The 14,218-nt window shown below is 64.4% G+C and carries 12 protein-coding genes; 11 read left to right on the top strand and 1 reads right to left on the bottom strand.

The genetic code is table 11. The features are described from left to right. Window positions 1-39: 39 nt before the first annotated feature. Window positions 40-981 (bottom strand): NAD(P)-dependent oxidoreductase, encoded by a 942-nt coding sequence (locus tag ACFMO7_RS16530; RefSeq protein ID WP_376796588.1) that lies wholly within the window; start codon window positions 979-981, stop codon window positions 40-42. Window positions 982-1,310: 329 nt separating this feature from the next. On the opposite strand from ACFMO7_RS16530, the gene ACFMO7_RS16525 reads away from it, so the two are divergent. The 11 genes from ACFMO7_RS16525 (at window position 1,311) to ACFMO7_RS16475 (ending at window position 14,159) form a co-directional block, all read left to right on the top strand. After that, on the top strand, window positions 1,311-2,009 hold the full coding sequence (locus ACFMO7_RS16525) for a FadR/GntR family transcriptional regulator (RefSeq protein ID WP_376796587.1): 699 nt from the start codon (window positions 1,311-1,313) through the stop codon (window positions 2,007-2,009). 275 nt (window positions 2,010-2,284) lie between these two features. Next, a complete protein-coding gene (locus ACFMO7_RS16520) occupies window positions 2,285-3,310 on the top strand; it encodes a thiamine pyrophosphate-dependent dehydrogenase E1 component subunit alpha (RefSeq protein WP_376796586.1) in 1,026 nt (341 codons plus the stop codon). A gap of 40 nt (window positions 3,311-3,350) precedes the next feature. Further along, entirely contained in the window at window positions 3,351-4,331 is a 981-nt protein-coding gene (locus ACFMO7_RS16515; RefSeq protein WP_376796628.1) for an alpha-ketoacid dehydrogenase subunit beta, read from the top strand. A gap of 238 nt (window positions 4,332-4,569) precedes the next feature. Then, window positions 4,570-5,922, top strand: a complete 1,353-nt coding sequence (locus ACFMO7_RS16510; RefSeq protein WP_376796585.1) for a M24 family metallopeptidase — start codon at window positions 4,570-4,572, stop codon at window positions 5,920-5,922. Between the two features lie 210 nt (window positions 5,923-6,132). Then, the gene (locus ACFMO7_RS16505) at window positions 6,133-7,695 is read left to right on the top strand and encodes a 2-oxo acid dehydrogenase subunit E2 (RefSeq protein ID WP_376796584.1); all 1,563 of its coding nucleotides are present in this window, start codon (window positions 6,133-6,135) and stop codon (window positions 7,693-7,695) included. 442 nt (window positions 7,696-8,137) lie between these two features. Then, window positions 8,138-9,376, top strand: coding sequence for an amino acid ABC transporter substrate-binding protein (locus ACFMO7_RS16500; protein ID WP_376796583.1), 1,239 nt, complete (start codon window positions 8,138-8,140; stop codon window positions 9,374-9,376). Window positions 9,377-9,464: 88 nt separating this feature from the next. Continuing rightward, window positions 9,465-10,241: an ABC transporter ATP-binding protein gene (locus tag ACFMO7_RS16495; protein ID WP_376796582.1), complete on the top strand. Its 777-nt coding sequence runs from the start codon at window positions 9,465-9,467 to the stop codon at window positions 10,239-10,241. Beyond that, entirely contained in the window at window positions 10,238-11,020 is a 783-nt protein-coding gene (locus ACFMO7_RS16490; RefSeq protein ID WP_376796581.1) for an ABC transporter ATP-binding protein, read from the top strand. The genes ACFMO7_RS16495 and ACFMO7_RS16490 overlap by 4 nt, the downstream gene beginning before the upstream one ends. A 27-nt stretch (window positions 11,021-11,047) precedes the next feature. Beyond that, window positions 11,048-11,938: a branched-chain amino acid ABC transporter permease gene (locus ACFMO7_RS16485; RefSeq protein ID WP_376796580.1), complete on the top strand. Its 891-nt coding sequence runs from the start codon at window positions 11,048-11,050 to the stop codon at window positions 11,936-11,938. 27 nt (window positions 11,939-11,965) lie between these two features. Then, the gene (locus ACFMO7_RS16480; protein WP_376796579.1) at window positions 11,966-12,976 is read left to right on the top strand and encodes a branched-chain amino acid ABC transporter permease; all 1,011 of its coding nucleotides are present in this window, start codon (window positions 11,966-11,968) and stop codon (window positions 12,974-12,976) included. A gap of 106 nt (window positions 12,977-13,082) precedes the next feature. Continuing rightward, on the top strand, window positions 13,083-14,159 hold the full coding sequence (locus tag ACFMO7_RS16475) for an alcohol dehydrogenase catalytic domain-containing protein (RefSeq protein ID WP_376796578.1): 1,077 nt from the start codon (window positions 13,083-13,085) through the stop codon (window positions 14,157-14,159). Window positions 14,160-14,218: the final 59 nt, after the last annotated feature.

Below are 14,218 nucleotides of genomic sequence, written 5' to 3'. Positions count from 1 at the left end.
ACCATGCGACCGGCCCGGACAAGCCCCAGCCGTCGCGCGCTAGCGCTCAGAGCCTTCTCCCGCTCCGTCGGCCTGGGGCGTGTTCTGGCCTGCCCTGGGAGAGCCGGTCACGCCGGCCATGTGGGCCAGCACATCAAAGAGCACTGCAAAGTCTTCCCGTCCCAGGCCCAAAGCTCGGGCCGCCGTCAGCAGCTCGTTGGCCAGCGCCACCGAGGGCAGGGGTACGTCAACCTCGCGGCCCAGCTCCTGAGCCAACAGCAGATCCTTCTGCATCATATTCACCGAAAAGAGGGCTTCCGCCGGGCGCTCCAATACGAAAGGGCCACGGTACTGCATGGCGGGCGAGGCCACCACGCTGTCCATCCAGACGCGAAAAGCCGTTTCGCGGGGAATTCCGCCCTTCTCGGCCAGCAGCAGCCCCTCACTAAAAGCCAGGAACTGGATCGGCAGACTCAGGTTGATAGCGATCTTCATCAGCACGGCCTGCCCATTGGGGCCGACGTAGTTGACCCTGGGACCAATATCGAGCAGGATAGGGCGCACCTGCTCAAAAATGGTCCGCTCGCCGCCAACCATAATGGCCAGCCGACCCTGTTCGACCGTGACCGTGCTTCCCGAGACGGGAGCATCGAGCATCGCGGCCCCGCGCTCGGCAACGCGCTGCGCCAGCGCCCGACTGGCCGAAGGGCTGACCGTGCTCATATCGACATAGATCTTGCCCGGTCCCAACCCGGCGAGCAGCCCTTGTGGTCCCTCGGTGATGGCCTGCAAGGCGGCCGTATCGGCCACCATACTGAAAATAACATCGGCCGCCTGTGCCACTGCCGCCGGACTCTCTCCCCAGCGCATGCCGGCCTCCAGCAGCCAGCCTGCCTTCTCGCGAGTGCGATTGTAGCCCGTGAGGGTATGGCCGGCCTGCAGCAAACGGGAGGCGATGCGTCCGCCCATGGCCCCAAGACCGATGAAGCCCAGATTGGCCATAGTTGCCAAAAACCTCCTCTGCTCTCGACTTGCTTAAGAGAGCGCGAGTACGCTCTCCGAGTACGCTCTCAAGGCAACAGCTACTACTCTATTAGTTTAACCGCCACTCCCTCGCCGCTCGCCACCCTGGCGGGCGGGAAGCGCTCGAAACCAGCCCCAGGCTCCACACCCGGCCACCCTGGCAACTGAAGCCCGGCAAATGGGGGTGTCCGGCCGGGGGGCGGGGGTTGCCAAAGGCTGACGGTCTGATTATACTATAATCATTGGTATGATAAACATACCATCTGGTCTCTGACCGGGTAAAGATCCTGGCTGCAGCGGAGAAAGGATTGTACACACCCATTCAATCGAGCAAGCTGTTCGAACAGATTGCCGAGCAAATCGAAGAGCGTATTCTGAGAGGCGAGCTGCGCAGCGGCGATCGCCTGCCGAGCGAGCGAGAATTAAGCGAGCAATTCGGAGCGAGTCGGACGGCGGTGAGAGAGGCCATGAAGACCCTGGCTCAGCGGGGGCTGGTGGATATGCGACCGGGACGCGGTACCATCGTCATCAACGCCACCTCGCGTGCCATGCAGCAGACCCTGGAGCTAATGGTGCGCGTTGGGCGGGAAGACGGCTATGCCAACCTGGTAGAGCTGCGCGAGCTGCTTGAGCCGGGCATTGCCGCCCTGGCCGCGACGCGGGCCACCGAGGAGCATCTGCAGCGCCTGCGCGCCGTTGTCGAGCAGATGGATGCCAGCCTGCACGATGTCGATGCCTACATCGCTGCCGACAACGACTTTCATCGCACGCTCGCAACGGCTTCGGGCAATCGCCTCATCCTGACTTTTGTCGACTCGATCGTCGACCTGCTCAGCGAGCAGCGCAAGCACATCTCGCGCATCGGCGGAGCGATGGAGCGGGCCCAATACCATCACAAGCGCATCTTAGAGGCGCTCAGCCGCCGCGACGCCGAGGCCGCTCGGGCCGCTATGCAGGAACACCTACGCCAGGTTCGACAGGATCTAGAAACGGCCAACCGCGGCTAGGTGCGAGTGCCAGACTGGCTGATGGAGACTGCAGGCGTCTGCCTGTGTCATCCTGGGTGATCTGGCCAGGCATCCCCCGGCTTTCCCAGGTGCCGGAGCAGCCGGACGGGCAAGCGGCCTGCTCTCTCTCTGCCGGGGCACTGAGTCTGTTCGTCGGGCAGTTAAGATATACTCATCCTGTTGTCCTCTCGTCAGGCCGGAATGGCTGGCCGGGCATGCCAGTTGGGGCCTGAAGCGAGGGCGCGGCATCAGTCAGGAGCGGGAGAAGCAAGACGATGGTCTCAGAGCATATTACCTCATCCGAGGAGCGCCCGCAGACGCTCGACGAAACCAGTCGGGCAGATGAGCGCCAATTTTGGCTGGGCCTTTACGAGCAGATGCTCACCATTCGCCTCTTTGAAGAGCAAGTCAACGAGCTGTATATGAGTGCCAGGATGCCAGGCCTGGCCCACCTCTACAGCGGCGAAGAGGCGGTAGCGGTAGGTGTCTGCGCGGCCCTGCGCCGTGACGACTACATTACCAGCACCCATCGGGGCCACGGCCACTGTTTAGCCAAGGGTGCCACGGTCGATCGCATGTTCGCCGAGCTGCTCGGCAAGCAGCCCGGTTACTGCCGCGGCAAAGGAGGCTCGATGCACATCGCCGACCAGGATAGCGGCAACCTGGGGGCCAACGCCATCGTTGGCGGGAGCGCTGGCATCGCCACAGGGGCCGCGCTCTCCTGCAAGCGGCGCGGCAGCGCTCAGGTGGTAGTCTGCTTCTTTGGAGACGGGGCCTTGGGGCAAGGTCTGCTCTACGAGGCCATGAACATGGCGGCCCTCTGGAAGCTGCCGATCATCTACGTCTGTGAGAACAACCTCTACAACGAGTACACGCCTAATCGCGAGACCACTGCCGGCGACATGCTGGCCCGACCTCGGGCCTTTGGCATCCTGACCGAGGAGGTTGACGGGCAGGACGTCCGGGCCGTCTATGCGACGGCGGCGCGGCTTGTCGAGCGGGCGCGGCGTGGCGAAGGGCCAGCTTATCTGCACTGCAACACCTACCGTTTCTACGGTCACCATGTTGGCGACATCCAGCGCAGCTACTATCGCTCGCGCGAGGAAGAGGAATGGTGGAAGACCCATCGTGATCCGCTCAAGCTTCTTGCGGCCTGGCTGAGCGAGCAGGGGCTGGCCGGAGATGAGCAGTTGGCGGAGATCGAGCGGCGGGTGCGTGCCACGATCGAGGCAGGGGTGCGCTTCGCCCTGGAGGCTCCTTATCCTGATCCACAAGAGGTGGCCCAGCATGTCTATGCCTAGTCTTTCCCACAAAGCCAGCGCGTCGCAGGCCGCCGCGGGCCTGCGCGAAATCACCCTTGGGCAGGCCATTCGCGAGGCTCTGGCCGAAGAGATGCGCCGTGACCCGCGGGTGCTCATCCTGGGCGAAGATGTCGCCGAAGCTGGGACCGCCTTCAAGGTCCTCAGCGGTCTCGTGGAAGAGTTCGGCCCCGAGCGAGTCATCGACACCCCCATCTCTGAAGCTGGCTTTACGGGCATCGGCGTGGGTCTGGCCATGACGGGCATGCGGCCCGTGATCGACATCATGTTCGGCGACTTTCTCACTCTGGCCATGGACCAGATCGTCAACCAGGCGGCCAAGGTGCACTACATGTCCGGAGGCAAACTCAAGGTGCCTCTGGTCGTGCGCACCACGCTTGGGGCTACGCGCCGCTCGGCGGCCCAGCATAGCCAGAGCTTGCATGCCTGGTTCAGCCACGTGCCCGGGCTGAAGGTGGTCTTGCCCTCCACGCCCTACGATGCCAAGGGCCTGCTGAAGACGGCCATTCGCGACGATAACCCGGTCCTCTTCTTTGAGGACAAGATGATGTACCAGCTCAAGGGGCCGGTGCCCGAGGGGGAATACACCATTCCCTTTGGCGTGGCCGATATCAAGCGCGAGGGAAGCGACCTGACCATCGTGGCGACCAGCAGCATGGTTCAGGTCGCTCTGGCCGCCGCCGAAGAGCTGGAGCAGCTCGGCCTCAGCGCCGAGGTCATCGATCCGCGCACGACCTCGCCGTTGGACAGGCAGACCCTGATTGAGTCGGCCAGGAAGACCGGCCGCGTCATCGTCGTCGACGAGGGCTATCAAAGCTATGGGGTGACCGCTGAGATTGCCGCCGTCATTAACGAAGGTGCCTTCTACTATCTCGATGCCCCGGTCAAGCGTCTCGGTGCGCTGGATGTGCCGGTGCCCTTCTCTCCCGTGCTCGAAGATTTGACCGTGCCGACGCCTGCCGCCGTGGTGGAGCTGGCCAAAGCCCTCTGCGGGCGCGTCTGAGCACGGCGGAGGCTCTCACTATCGTCGGCCTGCTCGGCGTGGGAGGCAGGCACGGGGCGCGGAATCGCAGTCAACGGCAAGGAAGCTTTCGGCGCAAGCGCCCGTTTATCTCATCTCGTCATCACTGTTGTCGTATCGTCACATCGGTCAGGGCGATCAACGTTGATCCACGGGCGCGTGGTGCCCGGCTGAGAGCGCCTGGCGCTGCGTTGCCACTCTGAGGGAGGAGACTCGAGCTATGGCGATCAAGACCTATGGACCAATGGCCGTTGACTGGGAAGTGCGCGTCGACTACGAGCGGCTGCGTCGTGAACGGCTGGCGCGCGCTCAGAAGCTGCTCAGGGAGTCGGAGCTGGGGGCTGTCCTCTGTTTCGACATGAGCAACATCCGCTATTTGACCTCGACCCACATCGGGACCTGGGCAATGGACAAGCTCTTCCGCTTCACCCTGCTGCCGCGGGAGGGCGAGCCGATCCTGTGGACCTTTGGTTCGGCGGCTCGTCACGATCAGCTCTATGCCCCCTGGATGGGTGAGCGGGCCCGCGCCGGTATCTCGACTATGCGCGGGGCGATGGCCCCCGGCTCGGGACGGGCCGAGGATGTGGCGCGCAAGATCCGCATTGAACTGGAGGAGCGTGGCCTGCTCCACGAGCCGCTAGGGGTCGACGTCATCGAGCCGCAGGTCCTCTTTGCTCTTCAGAGGGAGGGGATCACCATTGCCGACGGGCAAAACCTCATGCAGACGGCGCGCATGATCAAGACGCAGGACGAGATTACGCTGCTGGCCACGGCCTGTATGATGGTCGACGCCGCCTATGAGGAGTTGTATCGCTGGCTGCGCCCGGGCGTACGCGAGAATGAGTGTGTAGCCCTGGTCAGCAAGGTGCTCTACGATCTTGGCTCCGAGCATGTTGAGGGCGTCAATGCTATCTCGGGCGAGCGTTGTAGCCCGCACCCTCACGTCTTTAGCGACCGTGTGCTGCGCCCTGGGGACCCGGCCTATTTTGACATTCTCCATAGCTTCAACGGTTACCGCACCTGCTACTACCGGACCTTCGCGGTTGGAAGCGCCTCGCCGGCTATGGTCGACGCTTACAAGCGCTGCCGTGAGATCCTCGACGTGGCCATCAATGCCATCAAGCCGGGCGTGACAACCGCCGATGTGGTCAAGCTCTGGCCGCGTGCCGAGGAATTTGGCTTTCCTAACGAGGAGGCCGCTTTCGCCCTGCAGTTCGGCCACGGCGTGGGGCTGACGATCTGGGAGAAGCCGGTCTTCAGCCGCCTGGTTTCCTTCGATCATCCCGAGGTCATCGAGGAGGGCATGGTCTTTGCGCTCGAGACTTTCTGGCCCGCCAGCGATGGCTGGACGGCGGCCCGCATTGAGGAGCAACTGGTGGTGACCCGGGATGGCTGTGAGGTGATTACCCGCTTCCCCGCTGAAGAGCTGCTGGTGGCCGGTACCCGCTACTATACCGTCAACGGGCCGCTCTCTCCCATTCGCGAGGTGCAGTCTCATTTGAACACGGCCCGTGGTCAGGGTGGGCCGCGCCTGCCGGCGCCAGCGGCCACCTCGGCGGGTCATACGCTCTAGCTCTGGCGGGCATCCACCCGCACCGCAGGCCCACTGTCCTTCTGGGCCTGGTCTGCCTGCGTGGGGCCGCTCACCGCTCGTCCACGAGGGACCAGAAGGGTGGCTGGAAGCGCAGGCAGGTCTCTGGTCTCTGGTCATGGACCGTGGGCCGCGGCGGTGGGATGCTGCCCCAACGATGCCGCAGAAGATGAGGAGTAGAGGAGAGCAGACATGGCGACCAGGGTCATCATGCCGGCGTTGGGCATGGCTCAGGAAACGGGCAAGGTCCTGCGCTGGCTCAAGCGCGAAGGTGAGCCGGTCAAGCAAGGCGAGCCGCTGGCCGAGATCGAGACCGACAAGGCAACGGTCGAGCTGGAGGCTCCTGCCACGGGCCTGCTGAGCGCGGTGACAGCCAGCGAGGGGGAGGACATCCCTGTAGGGCAGCAGATTGCCCTGATTCTGGCTCCAGGCGAGCAGCCTGCCCCGAACCCAGCTCGAGCAGCGCCAGAGGCTCGGGCCTCTCGCTCGGAGGAGGGGGCGGAGCGCTCGTCGCCGGCGAGCGGCGAGGCGGTGCCAGCAGAGACCCCGACTCACACGAGCACCAGCCCGCTGACAGTCCCACCCTCTTCCTCTCCGTCCACGGACACCGACGAGCGCATGCGCCGGCCAGGGAGGCTGGTTTCTCCTCTGGCCGCGCGCATCGCCGCCGAACATCAGGTCGATCTTGAGCAGCTCCAGACGAAGGGGAGGCGCATTCAGAAAGCCGACGTCTTGGCCTATCTGTCCAGTCGCCAGCCGCCGAACGGCGAGAGTGCGGCCCCTGTAGCGGCGCCTGCTCAGGCCACCCCTCCACCTGACGTCGCAAGAAGGCCGAACGCTGGTCGCTCGCGGCTGATGGTGGCTGCTTCTCCCAAGGCCAGGCGTCTGGCCGCCGAGCTAGGCCAGGATCTGGTCGCCCTCGCTCGGGAGGGGGCTGGCAGTGGTCCTGGAGGGGCCATCCTGGCTGCCGATGTGCTGGCCGCCACTGCCCGTGCTGCGCAGGATCAGCGGCAGCGCGCCGCGGAGCCGGGCCTGGTCGAAGCCGCCCAGCCTGCAAGCCCGGCCTCCCAGTCCCAGCCGGTTGGGGAGCCGGCCTTGGGTCAGGTCTGGCGCCTGATGGCTGAGCGTACCAGCCAGAGCTGGAGCCAGGTACCACATTTCTTCCTGCTGCGCGAGGTACGGGCCGGGCGGCTGCTGGCCTGGCAGAGTGCCATGCAGCAGCGCTGCTCGTCCGAGGTTACGTTGACCGATCTGCTCGTCCTGGCGGTAGCCGCAGCGCTGCGGGCCCATCCCCAGGTCAATGCCACCTGGCAAGACGGGCGGATAGTCTACCAGCGCGAAATCAACGTTGGGCTGGCTGTGGCCACCGATGAAGGGCTGGTCGTGCCGGTCATTCATGGCGCCGATCGCCTCAGCCTGAGCGCTCTGGCCGCGGCCCGCCGCGAGCTGGTCGAACGGGCGCGCAGCCGGCGCCTGCGTCCCCAGGATCTGCAGGGAGGGACCTTCACCATCAGCAACCTGGGCATGTACGGCGTTGATGCCTTCAACGCCATCATCAATGCGCCCCAGGCCGCCATTCTGGCCGTTGGGCGCGTCAGCGAGCGTGTCATCGCCGTCGAAGGGCAGCCTGCCGTTGCCCCGACCATGCTGCTGAGCCTCTCCTGCGATCATCGTGTCCTCGATGGGGCCCGGGCAGCCCAGTTTCTGGCCACACTGGTCGCTCTATTGGAGGAGCCGCTGGGCTTGCTCGCCTGAAGCCTCAACGAAGCCGGCTCCAGCGCGCCGCCGGACAGAAGGCGCCTTCTGTCCGGCGGCCAGAGGCCAGATAGGGCCAGAGAAGAAGGACAGCAGAGAGCACAGCGCATAGCGCAGCGCGATCCAGTCGCCTGGGCCCACCCACACCCATGCGCTTAACTGAGGAAAAAGCAGACAGAGCACTGCAGAGCAGCGACAAGAACAGCGTCGTTCTGTGACAGATCCGCAGTTGCGCAGAGCCAGGGCCGAGCGGGCGCACGAACAGCGCGTCGGCCGCTGCCCTGATGGCGAGCTGTCTCTCACGGCGGACCGCGGGCCGTCCGCACGGACAGACAACCAACGCCAGGCAAAAGCGCCCACCTGAACGGGAGGACGGCGGCTTGCCGCCGGAGACAGGCTTCCTCGTCTGCTCTGCTGCGAGGCGTCGCGTAAGGAGGACGACATGAAGTATTGGCGTCTCTTCATCACGGCTACCGTTCTACTGGTCCTGGTGTTGACCGGTTGCAGCGCCGCCCAAAACACCAGCGGCAGTTCCGGCTCCGCGAACGGGCTGCCGCCAGCAGGCCAGCCGATCGTCATCGGCGGCACCCTGGGCCTGACCGGGGCCTACGCCGGTCCCTCGGCCGACTACAAGGCCGTCTATGACTACTGGCTCCAGCAGGTCAACAGTCACGGTGGCCTGCTTGGCCATCCTGTCAAAATGATTATTTACGATGACGAGAGCAACCCGGCCACGGCCCAGAGCCTCTACCAGCGACTCATCCACCAGGACAAGGTCAACCTGCTGCTCTCGCCCTACACGACGGCGATCGGAGGGGCAGTGCTGCCCATCGCCGCCGCCAACCACATGATCCTCTGGAACGGCGGCTTCGTCGGCATCAAGCTCTTCAAAAGCACGCAGTGGATGATCGGATCCTATACTTACCAGGAGCCTGACTACAGTCGTGGCGTCTTTGAGATGATCGACTCACTGCCTGCCAGTGAGCGGCCTACGCGCGTGGGCATCGTCACCGAGCAGAATCCGTTCACCCTGGTGGTGCGCGACGGCTATCAGGGGCAGGGCGGCGTCGTCAACTTCGCCAGGCAGCGTGGCATGCAGATCGTCCTCAACGAAGAGTATCCGCCGACAGCTACCGATGTCAGTGGCCTAATCCAGCGGGCCAAGGCGGCCAGAGTTGACCTCTTCTTCGCTCTCTCGCTGCCCAACCCGGCGGCCCTGATTGCGCGGACCGCCTACTCGCTGGGCTTCAAGCCCAAGATCTACTGCGCCTGCGGCTCGCTGGTGACCTCCCTGCCCTACTGGGCTCAGTTGGGGCCTGCCGGAGAGGGCATCTTCTCAACAGCGATGGCTGTGCCCAGCGACAACTACGATGGAATCCAGGACCTCTTCGCCATGCTGCAGCGAGTCCGCCATGAGACCGTCTTCAGCCAGTACGCGGCTGTCGCTATGACGATCCTGCAGGTGATGCAGCAGGCTGTCGAGGGTGCCCGCACGCTCGATCAGCAGCAGCTACGGGCCTATGTTCTCAGCCATCGCTTCAACACGGTCAATGGTCCACTGACCTTTGACCAGTACGGTATGCCCCACTACAACGCCGTGGTGGTGCAGTACCTCAGCGGCAAAAACCAGGTTGTCTGGCCTCCCAGCCGGGCTACCGCCAGGCCACAGCTACAGTCGTGATGCGCACGCACAGCAGGGAGGCTCTCTTCTGGCGCCGCTGCCGGGAGAGCGGCCTCCCTCTGGTACTCCGTCAAAGGGGAGAGCAACGATGGAACCTGTTTTGCAGGTTGACTCGCTCTCGAAGCGCTTTGGGAGCATCGTGGCGCTAGACCGCATCTCTTTCACCTTAGAAGCCGGCAGCATTCTGGGCCTGATCGGACCGAACGGCTCTGGCAAGACCACCCTGCTCAATACGCTCAACGGCCTCTATCGGCCCGATAGTGGCGAGATCCGCTATCTGGGCCGCCCCACGCGCAACCTGCGTCCCCACCAACTTGCCCTGCTGGGCATCAGCCGGACCTTTCAGACCGCCCGCGTCTTTCATACACTGACGGTCTACCAGAACATGCTGATTCCCCTGGTCCATGCCAGGCTGAGCCGGAACGAGGTTCAGGAACGGGCCAGGCAGTTGCTGACCTTTGTGGGCCTGGAACGCTCCCAGGCCCTGCCAGCAAGCGAGCTTTCGGGAGGGCAGCAAAAGCTGCTGGAGTTTGCGCGCGCCTTAATGACCGAGCCGCGCCTGGTGCTGATGGATGAGCCGTTCGGCGGCGTCCATCCCGAGATCAAGGCCCTGCTACTGGAACGCATCCGCGAAGCCCAGCGGGAGCGCCAGGTCTCCTTTATCATAGTCAGTCACGAGATTCCCGATCTGATGAGCCTGGCACGTACCGTCATCTGTATGAGCTATGGGCGCATCATCGCCCGCGGCACGCCCCAGGAGGTCAGCGAGAATCCCGAGGTGATAGCCGCCTATCTTGGCCATCCCGGCGGACAAGGCCAGCGACCAGCAACCTCTCTTGAACAGGCAGGAGGACATGCATCATGATGAAACCCGCAGCCCAAGTTCCGGCGGGAGCGCCCTCGCCCGATGGCCTGCCGGCTGCCGCCGCCGGCCTGAGCATGCGCGGGGTCACTGCCGGCTACTACAGCCACGACCTGGTCTTGAATAACGTTAGCCTCATGGCCCGCCCGGCCCAGGTGACCGTGCTGCTGGGACCAAATGGCTCGGGCAAGTCGACGGCCTTGCGCGTTCTCTATGGCCTGCTGAGGCCGCGCAGTGGGCAGATCACGCTCGATGGACGCGACATCACGGCCGTGCCGCCTCATCGACGTCTGGCGCTGGGCATGGCCCTGCTGCCGCAGGGGCGCTCGGTCTTTCCCGAGCTGACTGTGCAGGAGAATCTGGAGATCGGCGGCTGGCTCCTGTTGCATGACCGTCGCCGCCTGGCCGCCGCCCTGGAGGCGATCTATGCGCGTTACCCCGTGCTCAAAGACTGGCGCCAGAAACAGGCTGGCAGCCTCAGCGGCGGACAACAGCGTCTGGTGGAGATTGCGCGCATGCTGATGGCCGATCCGCGCGTCATTCTGATCGACGAGCCATCGGTGGGCCTGGCCCCAGTCATCGTCGACCAGGTCTATGAGGAGATCGCTCGCCTCAAGGAGGAGCGGCGCACCGTGCTCCTGGTCGATCAGAACGTGCGCGCCGCCGTGGCCCTGGCCGATTATGTCTACACCCTGGAGTATGGCCGTAACAACCTCGAGGGTGAGCGCGGGGCCTTTGAGGATCGGCTGGAGGCCCTCATCAAGAGCTGGCTGCGCTTTTAGTGCGGGCAGAAGAGAAAGAGAGGCGCTATGCTGACAACGATCAGCCTGTCTCTGCTGGTGCAGGCCCTGATCAACGGCCTGCTGCTCGGTCTGGTCTATACCCTGATTTCACTCGGCCTAAGCCTGACGCTGGGCATCATGGGCGTTGTCAACGTCGCGCACAGCACCCTGATCATGCTCGGCTCCTATCTGGCCCTGGAGCTACTGCAGCATCTGGGCCTCGATCCCATCGTCAGTGCCGTTATAGCGGTGCCAGTCTTTTTCCTGATCGGAGTCCTTCTCGAGCGCCTGCTGATCAGCCGCGTGGCGCGTACCACCCAGACCACGGGCTTGCTGGTGCTCTTCGGGGTTCTGGTGGTGATCGAGGGGGCGGCGATCCTGGCCTGGACGACCGATACGCAGGTGCTCTCGGTGAGCTATACCAATGCCTCGCTCGCCCTCGATGGCATCGCCATCGCTGTACCGCGGCTGATTGCTGCCGCCGTGGCCCTGGCCCTGGTGGTGCTTCTCGATACCTTCCTCCGTTCGACGCTCTACGGCAAGGCTATCCGCGCCATGGCCCAGAACCGCGATGCCGCCCGCATCTCTGGCATCGACACCGACCGCCTCTCGCTGCTGGTCTTTGGGCTGGCGACAGCGACCGCCGGTGTCGGAGGAGTAGTGCTGGCGATGATTTTTCCCTTTGATCCGCAGGACCACTATCGCTGGCTGGCCTGGGCCTTTCTGGTGGTGGTCATCGGTGGTCTGGGCAGCATCCGCAATACGCTGCTGGCTGGCCTGCTCATTGGCCTGATCGAGACCTTGAGCAGTATCCTTTTCCCTTTCCAGTATGTCTATTTCATCGTCTACCTGCTGCTGGTAGTCACCCTACTGGTGCGTGGCCAGGGGCTGGCCGGGAGCCAGAGCCGCGTGCTCTGAGATGCACCAAGCGGGAGGAAGATCTCTATGAGCAGTGCCTTGCTTGAACGGACGACGGGCACGCGCTGGCGGAGCTGGCTCTATCGCGGGCTGGGAGGGACGGCGGCGGTGGGCCTGCTGGCGCTGCTCGGCGTTTTGATCCCTCTGGACTGGGTAACGACCCTGTCTTCGGTCTTTATGTATATCTTGCTGGCGGAGGGCTGGAATATCCTGGGCGGCTACGCCGGCTACCTCAATTTTGGCATGGTGACCTTCTTCGGAGTTGGAGCCTATACCGCTGGCGTCCTCTGCACGCAGTACGCTGTCCATCCTTTGTTGACCATCCCTTTAGCGGGCCTGGTGGCGATGGTAGTGGCCGTGGTGGTGGGAGTCCCCGCCTTACGCCTGCGCGGCGTCTACTTTGCTATTCTGACGCTCATCGTCAGCTTCTTGACACAGGTACTGGTGACGAATCTGGGGATTACGGGTGGGGCCAGCGGGATCTACATGCCGGCTCTGCCCTTCGATGCCTTCACCAACGAGCAGCTTTTCTACTACGCTTTTCTGGGGCTGATGGCGCTGGCGGTACTGCTGGCCTTTCTGATCGAGCACTCACGCTTTGGCTATGCCCTGGTGGCCATTCGCGAGGACGAGGACCCGGCGGAGATCCTGGGGGTGCGTACGACCTGGCTCAAGACGCAGGCTCTGCTGCTGGGCGCCTGTATTGCCGGCGTCGCGGGGGCGATCTACGCCTTTCATACGAGCTATATTGAGCCGCAGGGGACCTTCAGTCTGGATATTTCGATCGATGTGGTCTTAATGAGCCTGGTTGGGGGTCTGGGTACCTGGCAGGGACCCTTGATCGGGGTGCCGCTGATGCTGGTGACGGCCCAGGTACTGCGCATTCTGGCCGGCGAACTGCCGTTCTTTGGGTCCGCCCTGCCGCCGGAGTTCGATCGCGTGGTCTTTGGGATCATCCTTATTCTGGTAGCGCTCCTGGCGCCCTATGGCATCATGGGCCTGGTGCGTCGCGTGCGGGGACGCCGCTTGACGGTCTAGGGGTCTGGAGGGTGGGGTTCCCTCCCCTCCCTGCAGCGGAGGCGCTATGGAACGACCATCAGGGCCAAAGAGAGCGGTAAAAGAGCACGAGAGGAGGTCGGCAGCCATGAAGGCGGCGCGCTACTATGGACGAGGTGATGTGCGTATTGAAGAGGTGCCTGCGCCGGGGGAGCCAGGCGAGGGCGAGGTGCTGCTGCAGGTGCTGCGGGCGGGAATCTGTGGCACCGATGTGGCGGAGTTCTTGCATGGGCCGCATTTTGTCCCCCTACAGGAGCCTCATCCGTTCAGCGGCCATCGAGGGCCGCTGATTCTAGGCCACGAATTCATGGGACGCCTTGTGGCCTGCGGCCCCGGAGTGGAGGGCCTGACGCCTGGTCAGCGAGTAGCGGTAGGAGCCGGGATGTGGTGCGGAGAATGCCGCTGGTGCCAGGCGGGACGTACCAATCTCTGTGCCCGCTACTATACCCTGGGCCTGCAGGCCGATGGCGGGCTGGCTGAGCTGGCGCGCGTGCCGGCCCGGATGTGCTATCCGGTGCCCGAGGACTGCAGCGACGAGGCGGCGGCTCTGGCCCAGCCGCTGGCCATCGCCTTGCATGCGCTGCGACGCAGCCGGGCCAGGCGCGGCGAGACGATAGCCCTGATCGGCGTAGGCGGTATTGGGGCTTTTCTCCTGGCTGCGGCCCGCGCGCTGGAGCCATCCCTGCTCATTGCGGTCGATGTCGACGAGCGGCGCCTGGCGCGCGCGGCCGCCCTCGGCGCCAGCCATCTGGTCCGGGCCGGCTCTGAGGACGTCCTCCGCGAACTGCGGCGCTTGACCGACGGCGAAGGGCCGGACCTGGTGATCGAAGCTTCGGGGGCTCCCTCAGCTCCAGCCCTGGCGCTGGCCGCGGCTCAGCGCGGTGGCCGCCTGCTCTTGGTGGGGCTGCAGGCTGAGCCGCGCGCCCTCGATCTGCATACGGCGGTCATCCGCGAGGTTGAGATTCTGACAACCAACGCCCATGTCTGCCCGATCGATCTGCCCGAAGCCCTGGCGCTGCTGCGTCAGAGTGAGTTGGCCGCACAGGTGATCGAGCGCGTCATCCCTCTGGAGCGCCTTGTCCCCGATGGCCTGCTCGCCATGGCTGAAGGCCGGGCCTACGGCAAGATCTTGCTCGACCCTCAGGCAGAAGCCCGAGCAGGCTAGCGTGCCAGAGCCTCTGCCTGGTTGCCCCTCTGTCAGACTCCGGCTTGCCAGCCGGCGCT

It is taken from the genome of Thermogemmatispora sp., from assembly GCF_042408735.1.
Lineage (GTDB): Bacteria > Chloroflexota > Ktedonobacteria > Ktedonobacterales > Ktedonobacteraceae > Thermogemmatispora.
This window is presented reverse-complemented; position numbering and strand designations above follow the sequence as displayed.

What these genes read in the sequence shown, in the direction of transcription:
- ACFMO7_RS16530 (WP_376796588.1), bottom strand. Translation starts at nt 981, where the DNA reads ATGGCCAATCTGGGCTTCATCGGTCTTGGGGCCATGGGCGGACGCATC.
- ACFMO7_RS16500 (WP_376796583.1), top strand. Translation starts at nt 8,138, where the DNA reads ATGAAGTATTGGCGTCTCTTCATCACGGCTACCGTTCTACTGGTCCTG.
- ACFMO7_RS16520 (WP_376796586.1), top strand. Translation starts at nt 2,285, where the DNA reads ATGGTCTCAGAGCATATTACCTCATCCGAGGAGCGCCCGCAGACGCTC.
- ACFMO7_RS16505 (WP_376796584.1), top strand. Translation starts at nt 6,133, where the DNA reads ATGGCGACCAGGGTCATCATGCCGGCGTTGGGCATGGCTCAGGAAACG.
- ACFMO7_RS16475 (WP_376796578.1), top strand. Translation starts at nt 13,083, where the DNA reads ATGAAGGCGGCGCGCTACTATGGACGAGGTGATGTGCGTATTGAAGAG.
- ACFMO7_RS16510 (WP_376796585.1), top strand. Translation starts at nt 4,570, where the DNA reads ATGGCGATCAAGACCTATGGACCAATGGCCGTTGACTGGGAAGTGCGC.
- ACFMO7_RS16480 (WP_376796579.1), top strand. Translation starts at nt 11,966, where the DNA reads ATGAGCAGTGCCTTGCTTGAACGGACGACGGGCACGCGCTGGCGGAGC.
- ACFMO7_RS16485 (WP_376796580.1), top strand. Translation starts at nt 11,048, where the DNA reads ATGCTGACAACGATCAGCCTGTCTCTGCTGGTGCAGGCCCTGATCAAC.
- ACFMO7_RS16490 (WP_376796581.1), top strand. Translation starts at nt 10,238, where the DNA reads ATGATGAAACCCGCAGCCCAAGTTCCGGCGGGAGCGCCCTCGCCCGAT.
- ACFMO7_RS16495 (WP_376796582.1), top strand. Translation starts at nt 9,465, where the DNA reads ATGGAACCTGTTTTGCAGGTTGACTCGCTCTCGAAGCGCTTTGGGAGC.